This window comes from Pseudarthrobacter oxydans (assembly GCF_030812335.1).
Lineage (GTDB): Bacteria > Actinomycetota > Actinomycetes > Actinomycetales > Micrococcaceae > Arthrobacter > Arthrobacter oxydans_B.
Map to the genome: position 1 here is coordinate 212,255 of NZ_JAUSSN010000005.1, position 19,345 is coordinate 231,599.

At 69.6% G+C, this 19,345-nt stretch carries 16 protein-coding genes; 5 read left to right on the forward strand and 11 right to left on the reverse strand.

All coding sequences use genetic code 11. From position 1 onward, the window contains the following. Window positions 1-5: 5 nt before the first annotated feature. The 4 genes from J2W14_RS10520 to J2W14_RS10535 are packed head-to-tail and all read right to left on the reverse strand — an operon-like array spanning window position 6 to window position 4,088. The gene (locus J2W14_RS10520; protein ID WP_307462109.1) at window positions 6-1,799 is read right to left on the reverse strand and encodes a nickel-dependent hydrogenase large subunit; all 1,794 of its coding nucleotides are present in this window, start codon (window positions 1,797-1,799) and stop codon (window positions 6-8) included. Window positions 1,800-1,825: 26 nt separating this feature from the next. After that, a complete protein-coding gene (locus J2W14_RS10525) occupies window positions 1,826-2,884 on the reverse strand; it encodes a hydrogenase expression protein HypE (RefSeq protein ID WP_301225608.1) in 1,059 nt (352 codons plus the stop codon). Window positions 2,885-2,906: 22 nt separating this feature from the next. Beyond that, window positions 2,907-3,755: a hydrogenase nickel incorporation protein HypB gene (hypB, locus tag J2W14_RS10530; protein WP_307462112.1), complete on the reverse strand. Its 849-nt coding sequence runs from the start codon at window positions 3,753-3,755 to the stop codon at window positions 2,907-2,909. A gap of 3 nt (window positions 3,756-3,758) precedes the next feature. Further along, a complete protein-coding gene (locus J2W14_RS10535) occupies window positions 3,759-4,088 on the reverse strand; it encodes a hydrogenase maturation nickel metallochaperone HypA/HybF (protein ID WP_307462115.1) in 330 nt (109 codons plus the stop codon). 136 nt (window positions 4,089-4,224) lie between these two features. On the opposite strand from J2W14_RS10535, the gene J2W14_RS10540 reads away from it, so the two are divergent. After that, complete coding sequence (locus J2W14_RS10540) at window positions 4,225-5,358, forward strand: HoxN/HupN/NixA family nickel/cobalt transporter (protein WP_307462118.1); 1,134 nt, start codon at window positions 4,225-4,227, stop codon at window positions 5,356-5,358. Between the two features lie 36 nt (window positions 5,359-5,394). Beyond that, window positions 5,395-5,700: a hypothetical protein gene (locus tag J2W14_RS10545; RefSeq protein ID WP_307462120.1), complete on the forward strand. Its 306-nt coding sequence runs from the start codon at window positions 5,395-5,397 to the stop codon at window positions 5,698-5,700. A gap of 16 nt (window positions 5,701-5,716) precedes the next feature. Here J2W14_RS10545 and J2W14_RS10550 read toward each other — a convergent pair whose 3' ends face one another. Both J2W14_RS10550 and J2W14_RS10555 read right to left on the reverse strand, forming a co-directional pair. After that, window positions 5,717-6,343: a DedA family protein gene (locus tag J2W14_RS10550; RefSeq protein ID WP_307462123.1), complete on the reverse strand. Its 627-nt coding sequence runs from the start codon at window positions 6,341-6,343 to the stop codon at window positions 5,717-5,719. A gap of 68 nt (window positions 6,344-6,411) precedes the next feature. After that, complete coding sequence (locus J2W14_RS10555; RefSeq protein WP_307462373.1) at window positions 6,412-7,389, reverse strand: RluA family pseudouridine synthase; 978 nt, start codon at window positions 7,387-7,389, stop codon at window positions 6,412-6,414. Between the two features lie 200 nt (window positions 7,390-7,589). Between J2W14_RS10555 and J2W14_RS10560 the strand changes: the two genes are divergently transcribed. Continuing rightward, on the forward strand, window positions 7,590-8,252 hold the full coding sequence (locus J2W14_RS10560) for a winged helix-turn-helix domain-containing protein (RefSeq protein ID WP_307462126.1): 663 nt from the start codon (window positions 7,590-7,592) through the stop codon (window positions 8,250-8,252). Then, window positions 8,245-8,937 (forward strand): SRPBCC domain-containing protein, encoded by a 693-nt coding sequence (locus tag J2W14_RS10565; protein WP_307462129.1) that lies wholly within the window; start codon window positions 8,245-8,247, stop codon window positions 8,935-8,937. The genes J2W14_RS10560 and J2W14_RS10565 overlap by 8 nt, the downstream gene beginning before the upstream one ends. A gap of 246 nt (window positions 8,938-9,183) precedes the next feature. Here J2W14_RS10565 and yczR read toward each other — a convergent pair whose 3' ends face one another. Continuing rightward, window positions 9,184-10,695 carry a MocR-like transcription factor YczR gene (yczR, locus tag J2W14_RS10570; protein WP_307462134.1) on the reverse strand — a complete coding sequence of 504 codons (1,512 nt, stop codon included), beginning with the start codon at window positions 10,693-10,695 and terminating at the stop codon, window positions 9,184-9,186. Window positions 10,696-10,756: 61 nt separating this feature from the next. Here yczR and yczE point away from each other — a divergent pair, with 61 nt between their 5' ends. Then, entirely contained in the window at window positions 10,757-11,404 is a 648-nt protein-coding gene (yczE, locus tag J2W14_RS10575; RefSeq protein WP_307462135.1) for a membrane protein YczE, read from the forward strand. 101 nt (window positions 11,405-11,505) lie between these two features. Here yczE and J2W14_RS10580 read toward each other — a convergent pair whose 3' ends face one another. From J2W14_RS10580 to J2W14_RS10595, 4 genes are all read right to left on the reverse strand, one after another. Continuing rightward, complete coding sequence (locus J2W14_RS10580) at window positions 11,506-12,372, reverse strand: DNA-formamidopyrimidine glycosylase family protein (protein ID WP_307462137.1); 867 nt, start codon at window positions 12,370-12,372, stop codon at window positions 11,506-11,508. Beyond that, the gene (locus tag J2W14_RS10585; RefSeq protein WP_307462140.1) at window positions 12,365-17,527 is read right to left on the reverse strand and encodes an Lhr family ATP-dependent helicase; all 5,163 of its coding nucleotides are present in this window, start codon (window positions 17,525-17,527) and stop codon (window positions 12,365-12,367) included. The genes J2W14_RS10580 and J2W14_RS10585 overlap by 8 nt, the downstream gene beginning before the upstream one ends. A gap of 218 nt (window positions 17,528-17,745) precedes the next feature. Further along, on the reverse strand, window positions 17,746-18,384 hold the full coding sequence (locus J2W14_RS10590; protein ID WP_307462142.1) for a DUF4232 domain-containing protein: 639 nt from the start codon (window positions 18,382-18,384) through the stop codon (window positions 17,746-17,748). A gap of 101 nt (window positions 18,385-18,485) precedes the next feature. Then, complete coding sequence (locus J2W14_RS10595) at window positions 18,486-19,292, reverse strand: YcnI family copper-binding membrane protein (protein ID WP_307462144.1); 807 nt, start codon at window positions 19,290-19,292, stop codon at window positions 18,486-18,488. Window positions 19,293-19,345 lie beyond the last annotated feature (53 nt).

Sequence of the window (19,345 nt, forward strand, 5' to 3'; positions counted from 1 at the left end):
GGCTGCTATTCGCCGGTCAGTGTCTGGGTGGGGGAGTGCAGCTTCTGCAGGGTCTGGCCGTTGCCCAGATACATATGCACCCCGCAGGGCAGGCAGGGGTCGAAGCTGCGGACGGTGCGCATGATGTCGATGCCCTTGAAGTGCTCGCGGTCGTTCTCCTCGAAGATCGGCTGCCCCTGGACGGCGTCCTCGTAGGGGCCGGCGGTTCCGGCGGAGTCCGTGGGGCTGGCGTTCCAGGGGGTCGGCGGGTAGGGATGGTAGTTGGCGATCTTCCCGTCGCGGATCACCATGTGGTGGGATAGGACGCCCCGCACGGCCTCTGTGAATCCGCAGCTGATGGCTTCGTCCGGAACCTCGAAGCTCTCCCACGTCTTGGTGCGCCCGGCGCGGATCTCCTCGAGTGCCTTCTCCGCGAAGTGCAGTGCGGCGGCGGCGGCGTAGGCCTGGAAGTAGGTGCGGGCCCGGTTGCGTTCCAGGGTGTTGCTCCACTGCGGGATGTTCCACTCGAAGGAAACAGGACCTTTCAGCGCGGTCTTGGGCAGGTTGATCTGGACGCTCCGGCCGGTGGCCTTGATGTAGCCGATGTCCACCAGGCCGGCGAGCGCCGTCGCCCAGAGGCGGGCCAGCGGGCCGCCGCCGGTGTCCAGTGCCAGGTTGTCCTGGCCGTCAAACCAGCGCGGCGACATCACCCAGCTGTATTTCTCTGCGAGGTCCCGCTTTTGCGGCCGCGGGTTGGTGTGCTGGTTCCAGGGATGCCGGCGGTCCACGGGATTGCCCAGCGGATCGTGGGTCACAAACATTTCCTGGCCTTCCCAGTCCTCATAGTAGGAGGAACCGAGCATGATCCGGATGCCCAGGTTGATCCGCACCAGGTCGGTAGTGACGAGTTTGCCGTCCACCACAACGCCGGGCGTGACGAACATCTTCCGGCCCCACTCGGTCATGTCCTTGTACTCGAAGTTGCAGTAGTCGGGATCCTGGAGCGAGCCCCAGCAGCCCAGCAGCGTGCGCCGCAGCCCCACCTGTTCGTAGCCCGGCAGGGCCTCGTAGAAGAAGTCGAACAGGTCGTCATGCATGGGGACGACCTTCTTCATGAACTCCACGTAGCGCATGAGCCGGGTGATGTAGTCCGTCATCAGCTGGATGGTGGCAACCGTTCCCACTCCGCCCGGGTAAAGCGTGGACGGGTGAACGTGGCGGCCCTCCATGAGGCAGAACATTTCGCGGGTTGCCCGGCTGACCTGCAGCGCCTCGCGGTAGAACTCCCCGGTGAACGGGTTGAGCGACCGCATGATGTCGGCGATGGTCCGGTAGCCGTGGTCACCCTCATGCGGTGCACGGGTGTTCTCGGCCTTGGCCAGCACCCCGGGGTTCGTCTCCGAGACCATCTTTTCGCAGTAGTCGACGCCGACGAGGTTTTCCTGGAAGATGTTGTGGTCGAACATGTACTCGGCGGCTTCGCCGAGGTTCACGATCCATTCGCCGAGGTTTGGCGGCTTGACGCCGTAGGCCATGTTCTGGGCGTAGCAGGAGCATGTGGCGTGGTTGTCCCCGCAGATCCCGCAGATCCGGCTGGTGATGAAGTGCGCGTCCCGCGGGTCCTTGCCCTTCATGAAGATGGAGTATCCGCGGAAGATCGAGGAGGTGCTCTTGCACTCCACCACCTGTTTGTTCGCAAAGTCGATCTTGGTGTAGATGCCGAGGCTGCCGACGATCCTCGTGATGGGGTCCCACGCCATCTCCACCAGATTGTTGTCACCTGTTCCGCTTCCGGAAGGCATTGGAATCGTTGAGGTCATGTTCTTCACCTGTCTGGAAGTGGGTGCTACCAGGTGCGCCGGGCACCGGTAAGGAGCTCAGTACCGGGCCGGCGCCACTTGGGCTCCTGGTCCAGGGTGTGGGTGGTGATTCCACGCAGCGCCCTGATGGCCGAACCGTACGGGCGGATGGTGTTCGTTGAGAGCTTTCCGCCGGGAGGCTCATCCATAAAGGGCATGAACTTGTCCGGGAACCCCGGCATGGTGCAGCCGATGCAGATGCCGCCGACATTCGGGCAGCCGCCGACGCCGTTCATCCAGCCGCGTTTGGGGACGTTGCACTTGACCACCGGGCCCCAGCAGCCGAGCTTGACGATGCATTTGGGGGAGCCATACTCGGTGGCGAAGTCACCCTGTTCGTAGTAGCCGGCCCGGTCACACCCCTCATGAACAGTCTGGCCGAAAAGCCACGTGGGCCGCAGTGCGTCGTCCAGCGGAATCATCGGCGCCTGGCCGGTGGCCTGATAGAGCAGGTAGGTCATTGTTTCGGAGAGATTGTCCGGCTGGATCGGGCACCCCGGAACGCAGACGATGGGGATCCCCGCCTTGGACTTCCAGTTGTAGCCGAGGTAATCCGGCACGCCCATGGCCCCGGTGGGGTTTCCCGCCATCGCGTGGATGCCGCCGTAAGTGGCGCAGGTCCCCGCCGCGATGATGGCGGTGGCCTTGGGGGCCAGGCGGTCGAGCCATTCGCTGGTCGTGATCGGCTGGCCGGTCTCGAGGTCGTTCCCGAATCCGCACCAGTAGCCGCCGGGGGCGTGGAGCTTTTCGTTGGGGATGGACCCCTCCACCACGAGGACAAACGGCTCCAGTTCGCCGCGGTCCGCCTTGCGGAACCACTCCAGGAAGTCGTCGGCCCCTTCCTGCGGTCCGCATTCGAAGTCGATCAGGGGCCAATGCATGGCAATGCGCGGCAGGCCGGGCAGGGCGCCGAGGGCTATCTCCTCGACGCTGGGCTGCGTGGCCGCCGTCAGGGCCACAGAATCGCCGTCGCAGCTGAGCCCTGCGTTGATCCACAGCACATGGATAAGGGTTTCTTCGGCCTTCAGAGAAGTTTCAGTAGGCATTGTTGCCTCTTTCGGAGGCCCTTTAGGGGCTCAGTGTGTCCGTCAAAGATCCAGTCAAAGTGGCTGACCGGGAACTGGTTCCGCCGAGCCAGTCATACCAGCCGGCGAGGCCATCGCCGGTGGTGGCCGAAAGGACCAGGAAATCGGTGCGCGGATTGAGCTGACGGGCCCTGCGCCGGAACCCGTCGACGTCGAAATCAACGTAGGGGAGCAGATCCGACTTGTTGATGATCACCAGATCGGCTGCCCTGAACATGTGCGGGTATTTCTGCGGCTTGTCATCACCTTCCGTCACGGAAACGACTACTACTTTCGCTGCTTCGCCGAGGTCAAACAGGGCGGGGCAGACCAGGTTGCCCACGTTCTCGATGAACACCGTGGACCCGGTTCCGGGATCCAGGGCGTCCAGCCCCCGCCGGAGCATGTCGGCGTCCAGATGGCAGCCGGCACCGGTGTTGATCTGGACGACGGGCCGTCCCACCGCACGGATGCGGTCCGCGTCCAGGGACGTCTCCTGATCGCCCTCGACGACGCCGGCCTGCAACCGCTCGCCCAGGTCGGCGAGGGTGCGGACCAGCAGCGTGGTCTTGCCCGCCCCCGGGGAGCTCATCACGTTCAGCGCGCGGATTCCCCGGCCTTCCAGCCAGCCCCGGTTCCTCGCCGCGAGCAGCTCGTTTTTCGCGAGCAGGCTCTGTTCCAGCGGGATGGTTTCCGGGTTGTGAACGTGCGGGTGCTCGTGGTCCGGACCGTGGTCGTGTGTGTGCCCGTGGGAATGGTCGTGCGGGTGCACGGGCAGCGGTGCGCTTGAGGATTCCTGCAGTGTGGAAACCCTGACGTTCGTTTCGTCGCCGCATCCGCATGTTGTACACACTTGCTACGCCACCTCCACCGACATCAGCATGAGTTCGCGGCCGCTGAGGATTTCGACGTCGGCGCTTCCGCAGGGACACAGCAGGATCAGGTCGGCCGGTTCGAACTCGTCGTGGCAGTTTCTGCACCGGGCCAGGCCGCGCGGTTCGTCGATCATCAACTGGGCGCCGTCCAGAGGGGTGCCCGCGGATGCGACGTCGAAGCAGAAGCGCATTGCATCCGGGAGAACACCGGACAGGGGGCCCACCTGCACGTTGACCGCAATGACTTTCCGCTCGCCGGTTCGGTCGAGGACGGCTTCAACAAGGCTCTGGGTAATAGAGAGTTCGTGCATGGCGGCACTCCTTCCTGCCAAGATAGGCGCGGGCCAGATAAAACACAACCACCCGAAGTTACGCGGGCGTATACTGCCGCTAAAGCGGCCATGCCGACGCGGCAGCGGGACCGCAAGGGGAACCCGAGGCTGGATCATGGAGCAACCGGAGGTTACGCGCCAGGGCCGAATCCGCGGCGCGCGCAGTGCCCTTTCAGGCCGGGAGTGGGCATCGGTCGGCGGAATGGTCATGTTCGTCGCTTTCCTCCACGTCCTGGGCTGGGGCGTCCTGGCCGGGGTGGCGGACCCGCGAAACGTCCCCGTCGGTTCCACCGGAGTCTTTGGCATCGGCCTCGGCGTAGCCGCCTACACGCTGGGCCTGCGCCACGCATTCGACGCCGACCACATCGCCGCGATCGACAACATCACCCGCAAGCTCCGTGCCGATGGCAAGCGCAGCATGTCCGTGGGTTTCTGGTTTTCGCTGGGCCACTCGAGCATAGTGTTCGGCCTGTGCGCGCTGCTGGCGGCCGGAATCCGCAGCCTGGCGGACCCGGCCGCCGAGGGAACGTCGGAGCTCCATTCCTTTCTGGGCCTGGTGGGCACCACAGTCTCCGGCGTGTTCCTGGTGGGCATCGGCGTCCTGAACCTGGTGGTGCTGCGGGGCATTATCCGGTCCGTAGCGCGGATGCGGAAGAGTGAAGAATCCGGGGCAGACCTGGCAGGGCAGGGGCCCCCGCCGGGTGTGCTGTACCGGGTGTTCGGCCGGGTCACACGGCTGGTGACCCGTCCGTGGCACGTGTACGGCGTCGGACTGCTGTTCGGGCTCGGCTTCGACACCGCCACCGAGGTCAGCCTCCTGATTCTGGCCGGCGGCGCCGCGGCTTCCGCACTGCCCTGGTACGCGATCATGACGCTGCCCGTGATCTTTGCCGCGGGGATGAGCCTGCTGGACTCCCTGGACGGGTGCCTCATGAACTTCGCCTACGGCTGGGCCGTGTCCCGGCCGGTCCGCCGGATCTATTACAACATCGTCATAACGGCGCTGTCGGTGGCCGTGGCACTGGGCATCGGCTCCATCGAACTGGTGTCAATCCTCGTGGAACGGGCCGGGATCAGCACGGGCCCGCTGTCCGCAATCGGCGGCATCGACCTGGACTCGGTGGGGTACACGGTTGTCGCCCTGTTCCTGGGCACCTGGGTGCTGGCCATGGGGGTGTGGCGGTTCGGCCATATTGAGGAACGCTGGACGGCTCCGGTGAGGAACCCCGACCCCGGCACTGGTGGCTAGCGGGCCCGGTCGTACCGCTTCATCTAGGGTTGTTCCATGCCGTCGTTCCAGACCAGACTGAAGATCACCGGGCTCAAGCCGGGCAACCCGCCGGAGTCCGTGATGGCCGCTGCCGTCGAAGCCCTGGAGACGCGGCACCACGTCGAGGCGAACCAGCTGGACCTGGCCGGCGGGGTTCCGCAACTGAACCTGCGCTTCCTGGTCGAGCCCACCTCGTACAGCAGCGAGAACCGCCAGGCGCTCGAGTCGGCCGCGATGATGCGCGACGCCGTCGAACGCGTGGCGGTGACCGGCCATCTGATGGTGCTCCGCCGCAACCGCGGCCGCTGGGCGCCCGTCTAGTCGGGTTCCGCCCGCTTCAGAAGTCGAGTTCCTCGTCGGGTCCGTCCACGACGGGGGAGCGGTTGCCGCGCCTGCGCGTGACGATCACGCCCAGGATGACTCCGACCAGGACCCCGACGCCGACGCCGATCAGGGAGCTCGCCCAGAACGGCAGCCCGGTGGCTGCGCCGGTGACATAGCCGAGACTGACGGACCAGACGGCCCAGAGGAGGCCGCCGAGGGCCGCGCAGAGGCTGAATCCGCGGGTGGAGACGTTGGCGATGCCGGCGGCGGCCGTTGTCGCCAGCCGTCCGCCCGGGATGAAGCGGATTCCGATGATCGCCCCGTAGGTGGTGGACCGGCCGGCTTTCGCGATGGCGGTGTGGACGGCCTGATGGAACGACCGGCCCCACCGCCAGCGGTCCAGGGTATGGCTCAGGCGCCGCTTGAAGAGCTGGAACACCAGGATGTCGCCCAGCCAGGACGCTGCGGCGGCCAGGAAAACCACCAGGAAGGCGTTGGCGCGCCCGACGGCGGACAGGGCGCCGCCGGTGATGACCACCATTTCGGAGGGGAGGGGCGGGAAAAGGGCATCGCCCATAACAACCGGGATGATCCAGAAATAGATCGCGTCCCCCCAGCCGTCTGCGCTGCCGAAGTCCATGGGCACAAGGTACCTCATTTCCGGGCTGCCGCCCGTCCGTGGCGTCGGGCTTAGCTTCCTGCGGCCGCTCAGCGGGCTTCGCTGAGCTCCAGCCCGCTGCGGTACTCCACCGGCTTGCCGGTGATCGGGTCGGCGAACCGGATCCCGCGCGCGAGCAGCTGGAGCGGTTTCGAGTAATCGTCCGGCGCCTTGTCCAGCAGCTCAGGGTAGAAGGCGTCGTTGACGATCCCCAGTCCCAGGGAGGCCATGTGCACGCGGAGCTGGTGGGTCTTGCCCGAGTGCGGCTCGAGCCGGTACAGCGCACGGCGACCGGCGGCGCCGTCGTCCCCGGTACCCGGGACCTTCCCTGGGGGAGTGTCTGGGCCGGGTCCGGGGAAGGTCTGCAGCCGTTCGATCCGGGTTTCGGCGTTGGGCTCGCCGGCGATCACCTCGGCGAGCAGGTAGCTGCGGGACTTCGTCATCCGATTCCGGACCACCACGGGGAAGTCGACGGCGGGGTGCCCGGGCGCGGGCCGGGCCGCGGCCACACACTCGTATTCCTTCTGGACCTGGCGCTTTTCGAAGAGCACCTGGTATTTGCCCCGGGTCTCGGGATTTGTGGAGAGCAGCAGGATCCCGGCGGTCATGCGGTCCAGCCGGTGCATGGGAATGAGGTCGGGCAGGTTCAGCTGGTTCCGGAGCCGCACCAGCGCGGACTCCTGGATGTAGGTGCCGCCGGGGGTGGTGGGCAGGAAGTGCGGCTTGTCCACTACAAGGAGGTGGTCGTCCTGGTGCAGGATGTTCAGTTCCACCGGGATCCGGACTTCCGGCGGCAGGGTGCGGTAGTACCAGATGAAGGTGTGGTTCCGCAGCGGGGTGGCGCGGTCCAGGGCGATGCCGGCCTCGCCCACGATCTCGCCGGCGTCGAAGCGGTCCTCGATGCCCTGGGGGTCGATATGGCCCCAGCGGTGCATCATGTAGTCCATTGCGGTGTCCCAGGGCCCCTCGTCCGGGAGGCGGAGGCGGGTCGCGTTGACGCCGTCGCGCACGGGCAGGGGGGATTGCATCACCGGTCCATTCTACTTTGCCGGCCCCGCCCCGCCCGCCGGTGGCCCGCGGCGAGATCGCCGGAAGCATTCGATTTCGCCGTAAGCCGCCGGCGAGCCAGCAGGCCTCCGGAGACCTCGGCGCACGGACCCGGCGCACCATCCCTCCGACGGTTAAAAAGTTCTTGACAAATAAAACTGTCGGTGGCCACACTGGAAGCATGTTGGACATCGAAGTGATCGAAGACCCGGCCGCGGCGGAGGCCTCGCTGGACCCGATCCGGACCCGCATCCTGATGGAGCTCGCCGAACCCGGCTCGGCCACACAGCTCGCCGCGAAAGTGGGCCTGCCGCGCCAGAAGGTCAACTACCACCTGAAGGCCCTGGAACGCCACGGGCTGGTGGAGCTCGTGGCGGAGCGCCGCAAGGGCAACGTCACGGAGCGCATCCTGCAGGCCAGCGCCGCCTCGTACCTGATTTCCCCGGCGGCGCTGGCCTCCGTGGCCCCGGACCCGCACCGGTTCTCCGACCGGTTTTCGGCCTTCTGGCTGCTGGCGCTCGCCAGCCGCATGGTCCAGGAGATGGGCCAGCTCATCACCGGCGCCGTCGCAGCCAAACAGCACCTCGCCACGTTTGCCATCGACGGCGAGATCACCTTCCGCACCGCCGCGGACCGGGCCGCGTTCGCCGAGGAACTGGGCGTCGCGGTGACCCGGCTCGTGGACAAATACCACGACGGCGTAGCGGGGGTACCGGCGGAGAGCACCACCGCGGGCGGCGGACGCAAGCACCGCCTCGTCGTCGCGCTTCACCCAACACTGAAAACGGCACCACACAAGGCGCCACCCACACACCCATCAGCTAAGGAGCAGGACAATGACTGACAAGCGCAACTTCGAAATCATCGTTGACACGGAACTGCCCGCCACCCCGGAACGCGTCTGGGAGGCGGTCACCAAGAACGAGGCCGGCTGGATGTTCCCCACCGACGAGTGGCCGGCCGTGCGGCCCGTCGAGGACTACCCCCGCCACCTGGTCTCGCGGATGGAGGGCCCGGACGGCTGGTTCAACCAGCTGGAGCATGTGCTGGAACCGCTCGACGGGGGCCGCGCCCGGCTGCACTACGTCCACAGCGGCATCTTCACCGAGAACTGGGACCAGCAGTACGACGGCGCCTCCAAGCACACCGAGTTCTACCTGCACACCCTCGGCCAGTACTTGAAGTACTTTGACGGCAAGCCGGTGGTGTTCACGGACATCCAGGCACCTGCCGCCTCGGCGGCGCCGGACGGCTTTGTGCGGCTCAGGAAGGCCCTGGGCGTGGAAGGCGCGGAGCCCGGCAGCACCGTGGAGCTGGAGCTCGACGGCGTCGGCCAGCTCGCGGGGGAGGTGGACTTCGCCAACGAGAACTTCCTCGGCCTGCGCACCGCGGACACGCTGTACCGGTTCTTCGGCCGCAATGCCTTCGGCGCCACGGTCGGCATGACCGTCCACGATTTCAGCGGCGGCGGGGATTCCGAATCCACGGCGAAGGCATGGGGCGGGTTCCTCGGGAAGGTCTACGCCTAACCCGCCCGCACCTTCTGGCGGCGGGGCGGCCTGCGGCGACACCGGAAATCCCGGGCGACACGCAAACGTGCCGGCGACGCGAGGCCTGCTCGGCGACACCCAAAACCCAGGCCGACACGCAAAAGTCCTGGCGACGCCGGAGTAAGGGCGCGCCAGGACTTTTGCGCGTCGTGGAGTAGTTTCCGCGTCGCCGGGCCCCACCAGCGCACCCACCGCGGCCCTTGGGCGGGTGCCCGGCGGCGGGTGTCAGGCGATGGCGGCCGCGGGCGGGGCTCCGAGGCTGCGCCGCAGCTGCGGGGACGCCTCCAGCTTGTCCTGGGCGGACCGCAGCGCCGCCACCGCGGTCTCGAGCTGCTCCGGCGGGAGCGTAAACGGCACCCGGAGATAGTGCTCGAAGGCGCCGCCCGTGCCGAAGCGGGGTCCGGCCGCCAGCCGGATGCCGAAGTCCGGGGCCACCACGGCGAGGGCTGTGCTGATCGGGGCCGGGAGGCGGCACCACACGGACAAGCCGCCGTCGGGCCGTTCGCTCTGCCAGCCCGGAAGCCGTCCGGCGATGAGCTCCAGCAGCGCGTCCCGGTTGTCGCGCAGGGAGGCCAGGCGTGCCGGGAGCGGTTCGGCGAGTGCGTTGACCAGATGGGCCGCCGCGAGCTGTTCCACCACCGGGCCGCCGAGGTCCATGGTGGTGCGCGCGGCGGCGAACCGCTGGATCAGCGGCTCCTCGGCCCGGATCCAGCCGGTCCGGAGCCCGGCCCAATGCGACTTGCTCAGGGAGCCGATGGAGACAACGGCGGGGCTGAAGGCGGCCAGCGGCGTGGAGTCAACGCCGTCGAGGTTCAGCTCCCGGAGCGTCTCGTCCACAACGAGCACGGTGCCGGCTGCGGCGGCGGCACGGACCAGCCGGCGCCGCTGGGAATCCGGCATCAGCCGCCCGGTGGGGTTGTGGAAGTCCGGGACCACGTAGGCCATGGCGGGCCGCTGCTGCCTCAGCGCGGTCTCGATCGCCTCCAGATCCCAGCCCGGACGGCCGCCGGAAGCCCCGGACCGGGGGTGCGGGTGGACAGCGGCGGGCATGGCCACGGGCACCAGCCGGCAGCCCGCGGCCCGGATGGCGTCGAGCGCATTCGGGTAGCTCGGATGCTCCACCAGGACCTTGTCGGACCGGCCGGCCAGGGTGCGGAGCACGATGTTCAGCGCGTGCTGCGCGCCGGACGTCACGAGAATCTGCCGCGCGGTGGTGGGCACTCCGGCTGCGGAATAGTGCCGGGCGATGGCCTCCCTCAGCGGGATCACCCCGAGCGCGTCATAGCCGAAACCGGGCAGCAGCGCCGGCAGTTCAGTCAGCGCGGAGGCGAATGCCCGGTGCACCACCTCGCCGCTGGCCGGCAGCGAGGCATAGGCGAGGTCGAGGATTCCGTCCGGAACGGCCAGGCCGGGAGCGCCGCTGAGATGCGCACCGCCGCCTCTGTGGCCGCCCGGCGGACCGGACTGCGGGATGCACGTCCGGCCCCGGCTGCCCTGGCCGCTGCTGAGGAAGCCCTGCTCGCGCAGCAGGGAATAGGCGGCGGTGACGGTCGTGCGGCTGATGCCGAGCGTCGCGGCCAGGGCCCGTTCGCTGGGCAGCGCGACATCCAGCGGCACCCGGCCGTCGAGGACCAGCAGGCGGACGACGTCGGCGAGCTCCCGGTACGCGGGGGCCGCGCCGAGGTTCCACTCGCCGAGCAATCGGGCGAGCGAACTGGGGTTCAGGGATCCAGACATAAAGCCAGTATTTCAAACTGGCTATGGAATGCAATGCCAGTTTTCGTGGAGGATGGGGTTCATGATGACCCGCAGGCTCCTCCAGCTCCTTATCGGCCTCGCCATGTACGGCATATCCCTGGCCATGTTCATCCGCGCCGGCCTCGGCCTGGACCCCTGGGACGTGTTCCACCAGGGCCTCGCGATCAAGACCGGGCTGAGCATTGGCACGGTCGTGGTGATCGTGAGTTTCCTGGTGCTGCTCCTGTGGATTCCGCTGCGGCAGTGGCCCGGCTTCGGCACCTTGTGCAACGCCGTGCTGGTGGGCGTCTTCGCCGACGTCGGGCTGGCGCTGATCCCGGAGTTCTCCCACCTTGGCGGGCAGGCCGGCATGCTCGCCGGCGCCATCGTTCTCAACGGGATCGCCTCCGCCTGCTATATCGGTGCCCGGCTGGGTCCCGGTGCGCGGGATGGCCTGATGACCGGACTCGCCCGCCGGACCGGCTGGTCGGTCCGGACGTCCCGGACCGGCATTGAGATTGTGGTCCTCGCCGCGGGCTGGCTGCTCGGCGGCTCCGTGGGCATCGGGACCGTGCTCTACGCCCTGGCCATCGGCCCGCTGGTGCAACTCCTGCTGCCGCGGTTCACCGTGCCGGAGTTGAAGAAGTCCGGGCAGCCGGCGGCGGCAGCCGATCCCGCGGTCGCGGCACCTTGGGCGCCGCACCTATAGCCGCTGCACCTTAGGGCGCCGCACCTTAGGGCGCCGCGCGCCAGGCCGCCGCAGCCTGGCGCTGCCAGCCAGGCCGCCGCGGCACGAACCGCGGAGTGGAACTAAGCGGGCCCCGGCAGCGGCTGGCATGTCGGGCACCAGTAGATGTCCCGCTCTTCGGTGCCGGTGGCTTTGGCGAGGACTCCGCGCCGCACCGGCGTCCGGCACTTCAGGCACGGCTGGTTTTCGCGCCGGTAGACCCAGTAACCGGGCAGCCCGGAACTCCGGCCGACCACAGCGCCGCGCCGATTCAGGACCGTGGTCCGGCGCCCGGCTCCCAGGTTGGCCTCCAGCAGCACCTTGGCGTCGGTGATCATGGCCGCCACGTCGGGCACTGCCGAGACGGGTGCCGCCGGGTGCACGCCGGAGAGGAAGCAGGCCTCGCAGCGGTAGATGTTGCCGATCCCGGCGAGGTTCCGCTGGTCCAGCAGTGCGACGCCGATCGGGACGTCCGGCGCCGCACGGATCCGCCGCTCCGCCTCGGCCAGGTCCCAGTCCGGACCCAGCAGATCGGGACCGAGGTGGCCGACGACGGAATCTTCCTCGGAGGTGCGGACCACCTCGAGGATGCCCAGCGAGAACCCGACGGCGTCTGCCGCCGCGGTGCGCAGCACACAACGCGCGGTGAACCCCGGCTTCCGCCAGCGGCCGCCCGGCGGGTAGACCTGCCAGGTGCCTTCCATCTTGAGGTGGGAATGGATCGTCAGGCGGTCCGGTGCCGCCGGGATGCCGCCGTCACCGGCACGGGCCGGGCCCTCGAGCCGCATGAGCAGGTGTTTGCCGCGGGGGACCACCTCCGTCACGGTCCAACCGCCCAGTTTGAGCGTGGCGAACCGGGGCACCCGGAAGTCGGAGGAGATGAGCTGCTGGCCGGCCAGCGCGGCATGCAACTGGGCGGCGGCGCGGAACACTGAATCGCCCTCAGGCACGGATCCTCAGTCCCTTCGGCGTGGAGTAGGCACCGGCGTGGGCCAGGGCGGCGGCGATGGGTGTGTCGAGAATGCCGTGGCCGTTGACCTTTTCCATGATCAGTTTGTCCACCGCGCCCCGGGTGACCACGCCGACCAGGGCGGCGCCGGCCGCGGCCAGGACCTCGGTGTCCTCGCTGAAGGCCAGCAGGGTCTTGCCGCCGCGTTCCACATAGAGGGCCAGGGCGCCGTCGACGAGCACCACCAGGGCGCCGGCCTTCCGGCCCGGACGGTGGCCGGTTCCCGCTTCGACGTTCAGTGCAGGCCAGGGAAGGGCGGCGCCGTAGGGGTTGGCGGGGTCCGTCGCGGCCAGCGCCAGGGCCACCGGCTCGGGTTTGTGGAGCTGGGTGTCCTCGGCGTAGGAGCGCAGCCGGTCCACGGTCGCGGGGACGGCGAACTGTGCCGCGCCCAGGTGCTCGATGAAGTAGCCGCGGCGGCACCGTCCGGCTTCCTCCAGCCGCGCCAGGACCTTGTACATCAGTCCGAAGCCGCCCAGGATGTTCTCGGCCATGACGGACCCGCGGGTGACCACGCCGTACCGGTCCAGCAGGAGTTCCGCGGTGGCCCGGGCGTGGATGGTGGCATCCAGTTCGGGGGCGGGCAGCGCGGACCAGCGGCCGGCGGCCAGCGGCGGAGTGGCCGCCGCGCCGCTCGCGGAACCGTACCGGCCCCCGGTCAGCCCCGGGGATCCGAGCAGACCGGTCCCGTGGGCGCGTCCCAGCCGGCTCAACCGGGGGGCCCGGGCCCGCGGGGCCCGGGAGACCTGCCGGTGCGCGGTGTGGCCGCCGGCAATCATGGCCCGGACCGGGGCGAAGGTATCGCCCGTGATCCGGCCCGCCCAGGCGAGGTCCCACAGCGCGGAGACGACGTCCTGGTCGCTGAGCACCGAATCCATACCGCCGGCAACGTCCGTCAGCTGCCGGAAGAAGTAGCCACCGCCGTTGTTGCGCAAGTGGTCCAGCAGCCGCTGCTGCGCATCGCCGGGCTCGAAGTCGATGGCCGGGTTCAGGGTCAGCTCGGCCGCATCGGCCAGGTGCAGGCTGATCCAGCCGTCGTTGCCGGGGAGCGCGCCGGCGCCGGACCAGAGCACCTCACCGGCGGCCATCAGCTCATCCAGCATGGCGGGCTGGTAGTCGGACACCCGGCTGGCGAGGACCAGCGGTTCCCACGCGGAGGCCGGAATGGGCACACCGGACAGCTGGTCGACGGCCGTGATGATCCCGTCCAGTCCCCGCAGCGCCGACTGCCCGCGCTTGCCCGGGACCCGGACGTTCTGCCAGGCCGGCAGGAAGCGGCCGTACGCGGCGGCATCCACGGGCTCGACCTCGGCGCGCAGTGCGGCGAGCGAACGGCGGCGGAGCTTGCGCAGGACTTCGGCATCGCACCATTCACTGACGCCCGCCAGCGACGGCGCCGCGGGCGCGGCGGTGCCCGGGGTCCCGGCGTCGCTGGAGCCCGCGCCGCCGCCGTCGGCTCCGGGAGCTGGCGCCGGGGCCGGAGCCGGGGATGCGGCGTGCGGGCGGAACTCGCCTTCCACCACCCGTCCGTCCGCGGCGAGCCGCTTCAGCGCGGTGCCGACGACGGCGACGCCGAGTCCCAGCCGGGCGGCGGCCTCCGAGGAGGTGAACGGGCCGTGGGTGCGGGCATAGCGTGAGACGAGGTCGCCCAGCGGATCAGCGACCGGCTCGATGAAGGCCAGCGGCACACCCATCGGCAGCGGGACGCCGAGGGCGTCGCGCAGCCGTGCGGCGTCCTCCACCGCGGCGTAGCGTTCGGCGCCGCCGATGTTGACCTTGATGGCGCGGTTGGCGCGCTGGAGCGCCACCAGATGCGTGGTGGCATCGGCGACGGGGGCCATGCTCTCGGCCGCCGGCTCCGATTCGGGAGCCCCGGCAAGCCCGGCCTCAGGGCCAAACGCTGCCTCCGGGCCGGACTCAGGCGCCGCCGTAGGCTCAGCTGCTGCGGCAAGCCCAGCCGCCGGACCAGGCCCGGCCGCCGGTTCGAGCCGGGCAGCGACGTCCTCCGGGGTCAGCGGGCCCAGCAGGCGCAGCAGATCCGCGACCCCCTCCAGCCCGCGCACCTTCCGGTCCGGCGCAAGCCGCTGCAGCTCCCGCTCGGTGGCGTCGATGACCTTGGCGTCGAGCAGTTCGCGCAGCTCCACCCGGCCGAGCAGCTCGTTGAGCAGGGTCGAATCCAGCGCCAGCGCGGCGGCCCGGCGCTCGGCGAGGGGCGAATCGCCCTCGTAGAGGAACTGCGCCACGTAGCCGAAGAGCAGGGACTTGGCGAACGGGGAGGGCTGCTGGGTGGTGGTCTGCAGGATCCGCAGCTCGCGGCGCTCGATGGACGCCGCGATGTCCTTCAGCGCCGGGAGGTCGTAGACATCCTGCAGGCATTCGCGGACGGTCTCGAGGACGATCGGGAAGGTGGGGTACTTCCGCGCGACGTCCAGCAGCTGGGCGGAGCGCTGTCGCTGCTGCCACAGGGGCTGCCGCTTACCCGGGTTCTGCCGGGGCAGCAGCAGGGCCCGGGCGGCGCACTCACGGAAACGGGAGGCGAAGAGGGCGCTGCCGCCGACCTCCGCCGTCACGATCTGTTCGAGTTCCTCCGGGTCGAACAGGAACAGTTCGGCCCCGGGCGGCTCGTCCTCCATCATGGGCACGCGCAGCACAATACCGTCGTCGGCGGCCATCGCGGAGCCGTCCATCCCGTAGCGCTGGTGCAGCCGCTGCCCTACGGCGAGGGCCCATGGCGCGTGCACCGGCATGCCGAACGGGCTGTGCAGCACCACCCGCCAGTCGCCGAGTTCGTCGTGGAAGCGCTCCACCACCAGGGTGGTGTCGCTGGGGACCACCTCGGTGGCCAGCTTCTGCTCGGCGAGGTACTGTATCAGGTTGTTGGCGGCGAAGTCGTCCAGGCCGCTGGCCTTGCAGCGTTCCGTGGCCGGCCCGACGTCGGACGCGGACAGTTCGCGCACGAACGCGCCCAGGGCGCGGCCGAGGTCCACCGGGCGGCCGAGGGAGTCGCCCTTCCAGAAAGGGAGTTTCCCCGGCTGGCCGAAGGCGGGGGTGACCAGGACCCGGTCGTGGGTGATGTCCTCGATCTTCCAGCTGGTGGCACCGAGGGCGAACACGTCACCGACCCGGGATTCGTAGACCATTTCCTCGTCGAGTTCGCCGACCCGGCGGCCGCCCTTGGCTGCCGCGGCGGCCGGACTGGCCGCCCGGCCGTCGCCGCTGGCGGAGCCCGGGGATCCGGAGGAACCGGTCCCTTCCGTCTCGGTGCCGATGATGTAGACGCCGAAGAGCCCGCGGTCCGGGATGGTGCCGCCGGAGGTGACCGCCAGCCGCTGGGCGCCGGGGCGGCCCTCGATGGTGCCCGCGTTGCGGTCCCAGATGATCCGGGGCCGCAGTTCTGCGAATTCGTCGGAGGGATAGCGGCCGGCGAGCAGGTCCAGGGTGGCCTCGAACGCGGAACGGGGGAGGGAGGCGAACGGCGCCGACCGGCGCACGGTGGAGAACCATTCCTCCACATCGATGGACCCCAGCGCCGTGGCGGCGACGGTCTGCTGGGCCAGGATGTCCAGCGGGTTCGCCGGGACGTAAAGCCGTTCGATCTTGCCGGCAAGCATCCGTTCCACGGTGATGGTGGTGTGCACCAGATCGGCGCGGTGCTTGGGGAACAGGACGCCCTGGGAGACCTCGCCGACCTGGTGACCGGCGCGGCCCACCCGCTGCAGCCCGCTGGCCACCGACGGCGGGGATTCCACCTGCACCACCAGGTCCACGGCGCCCATGTCGATGCCCAGTTCCAGGGAGGACGTGGCCACGACGCAACGCAGCCGGCCGGATTTCAGGTCATCCTCGATCAGGGCCCGCTGGTCCTTGGAGACCGAGCCGTGGTGGGCCCGGGCCAGCACCGGATCGGCCCCGGCGGTGCTGCCGGCCTGGGCCATCATGTGCGCCGGTGTCGCGGTGGAGGTCGGTGTCGCGGTGGAAGCCGGCACGGCCGGAGTGCCGCCGGCCGATGCCCCCGCCGGCACGGGCTCGAAGTCGGGTGCCCCGGCGCCAAACCCGTCCACGCCGCCGCCGCCTGCGGCCATCAGCTGCCGCTCGGCGTAGATCTCGTTGAGCCGGGCGGTCAGGCGTTCGGCGAGCCGGCGGGAATTGGCGAACACGATGGTGGACTGGTTGGCCAGCACCAGGTCCACGATCTTCTCCTCCACGTGCGGCCAGATCGACGCCTGCGGCTGCAGCCCGGACGCCGGACCGGAGTCGAACGCTCCGGCCGCGCCCTGCAGATCGGACATGTCCTCCACCGGGACGGAGACCGTCAGGTCCCAGGTCTTCTTCGAGGGCGGGGCCACGATCTCCACCGGCGCCGAGCCGGCGAGGAACTGCGCCACCAGTTCCTTGGGCTCCACGGTGGCCGAGAGCCCGATCCGCTGGGCGGGTTTCGGGAGCAGGGCGTCCAAGCGTTCCAGGGACACGGCCAGGTGGGCGCCGCGTTTGGTGCCCGCGACGGCGTGGACCTCGTCGACGATGATGGTGTCCACCTCGCTCAGCGTCTCCCGCGCCTTGGAGGTGAGCATCAGGAAGAGCGACTCGGGCGTGGTGATGAGGATGTCCGGCGGGTGGCTCAGCAGCGAGCGGCGGTCCGACGCCGGCGTGTCACCGGACCGGACGCCCACGGTGATCAGCGGTGCGGGCAGGTCCAGGCGTTTGGCGGTCTGGGTGATGCCGATCAGCGGGGCGCGCAGATTGCGTTCGACGTCGACGCCGAGCGCCTTGAGCGGCGAGATGTACAGGACCCTGGTCTTACGTTTCGGCGCCTTGCGCCGGGTGCCTTTCGCGGTGTCCAGACCGGGCAGTTCCTCGGGTTCGGCGGGGGCTGAGACTAGCAGCCGGTCAAGCGCCCAGAGGAAGGCCGCGAGCGTTTTGCCGGAACCGGTGGGGGCGACCACGAGCGCGTGCGCGCCGGAGGAAATCGCGTTCCAGGCGCCGTTCTGGGCGGGGGTGGGCGCAGCGAAGGCACCCAGGAACCAATCCCGGGTCGGCCGGCTGAACCGGTCCATGGCCTCGGCCGCAAGTGTGCCGCCGGCGAGCTCCTGCCCCTTCATTCCTCCATCATGCCTTAAGCCGCCGACAGGAAATGGCGGGCGGCAATCCGGGCGCCGGGCCTGCTTCGAGGTGATACTTCGCGCCCATGTTTCGGACGGGCATCGGCGCGAAATGTCACCTCGGCAGCTGCGGGGCTACGGTGCCCCTTCGAGGTGATACTTCGCGCCCATGTTTCGGACGGGCATCGGCGCGAAATCTCACCTCGGCGGCTGCAGGACTACTGCGCCCGGAAGACGCCGATGGTGAGCAGCCGGGTTTCGGCGTCGCTGCAGGCGTCCCGGGGCTGGGCGATGAACAGCGAGGCCGTGTCTTCGGGCGGGTAAACGCGGAACCCTGCGGCGGGGGCGATCGTGCAGTCGGGGTGGTTGGCCGCCTGGCTGTAGCGCAGCGTGGCGGCACCGGCCTGCCCCGGCGCGAGCAGGACGGCTGCGGCCGGTGTGGACTCGTCGCGGACAGCCGCGGCGCCGATCGGGGCGCCGTTGGCGTCGTCGGTGAGGGAGACGCCGGCAAAGCCCTTCAGCACGCATGGCTCGGTGCCGGAGTTTGTCAGGATCAGCGTCATGTAGACGCTGCCGGCCGCGCCGCCGCCGGTGGAATCGATGGTGCCCGTCAGTCCGGCGGCCTTGCACAGCCCGGGTGCGGCGGGCGTGGATGCCGCCGGCGCGGGGGCCGACGAGGCGGCGGACGTGGTTGCGAGGGCCGTGGCGGGCTGGCTGGCGGGGCTGGCGGGCGAGGACGCCGGGGTGCTGGAGGTCTGGGCCTGCGGCGTGCCGGTGGCGCAGCCGGTCAGGAGGAGCGCTGCCGCGGCTGCCGCCGTCGTGAATACCAGTCTTGTGTTGGTTCGCTGAGCCGTCATGGCACAACCTTCACGTCAGTTGTGGCCTGAGTCAACGACGCCACGACCGCGGGCCCGGATTGATGCCCGGATTGTGATTTCCGGGCATCAATCGAGGTCAGCTACTCCTTGGGCGTGGAGTTGGACCCTGAGGCGGGCCCGGAGGTGGGTGCCGAAACGCGGACCGGCGCCGGCTTGTTGCCCCGGCCGCGGGCCAGGGCGAGGCCGCCGAGGGCGAGGCCGCCGGCGCCGGCCACCAGCCCGGCCCAGCTGCGGGCCTGGGCGCCGTCGTCGCTCACCGCAGCGGCCCGGACCGTCTCCGTGGTGGTGTCCGCCGCGCTGGCGGCATGGGCGCCGTGACCGTCGGCCGCGGCAGCCGCCGTGACAGTCACGGACGGCGCCGGGGCCTTGAGGGAGTGCGGGTCCTGACCCTCGGCGGGGAGCTCGGACCAGTCGGTCTGACCGACCTCGCAGTTCTGCAGGGTCGGGAAGAACAGGGTCTTCCCCGCGACGTCCGGCAGTTTCACCGAGAGCACCAGGGCATCGCGGAGGGCGGGTTCCAGCGGCGCCTTGGCCGTGTAGACGATCTGGCTGGTCCGCTTGGTGATGGAGGTCCCGTCCGCGAGTTTCTTCGGTTCCGCCAGCTGTTCCGTCACTCTCGCGGCGGTCCAGTTGGGGTTGACCGTGGGCTGCGCATCGTTGACTTCGGCGGGGAGGGTGATGGTCACCTTCGTCGTGCCGGACTCCTCGCAGCCGTGCGGGATGCCGAAGGTCAGCAGGGCGTAGGAGTTCGCGGTGGTCTTGTCCGGGGTGACACCGACGTGCGCCGAGGCGCCGGTAATCCCGGCGAGCATCAGGGCCGCGGTGCCGCCGGCCACAGCGGTGGCGGTGAGGGTGCGGCGCAGGAGGGAAGTGGATGCAGTTTTCACAGGGGTTGCCTTTCAGGCGTGCGCTGCCCAGCGGCGGGCGCACAAAGTGGGGA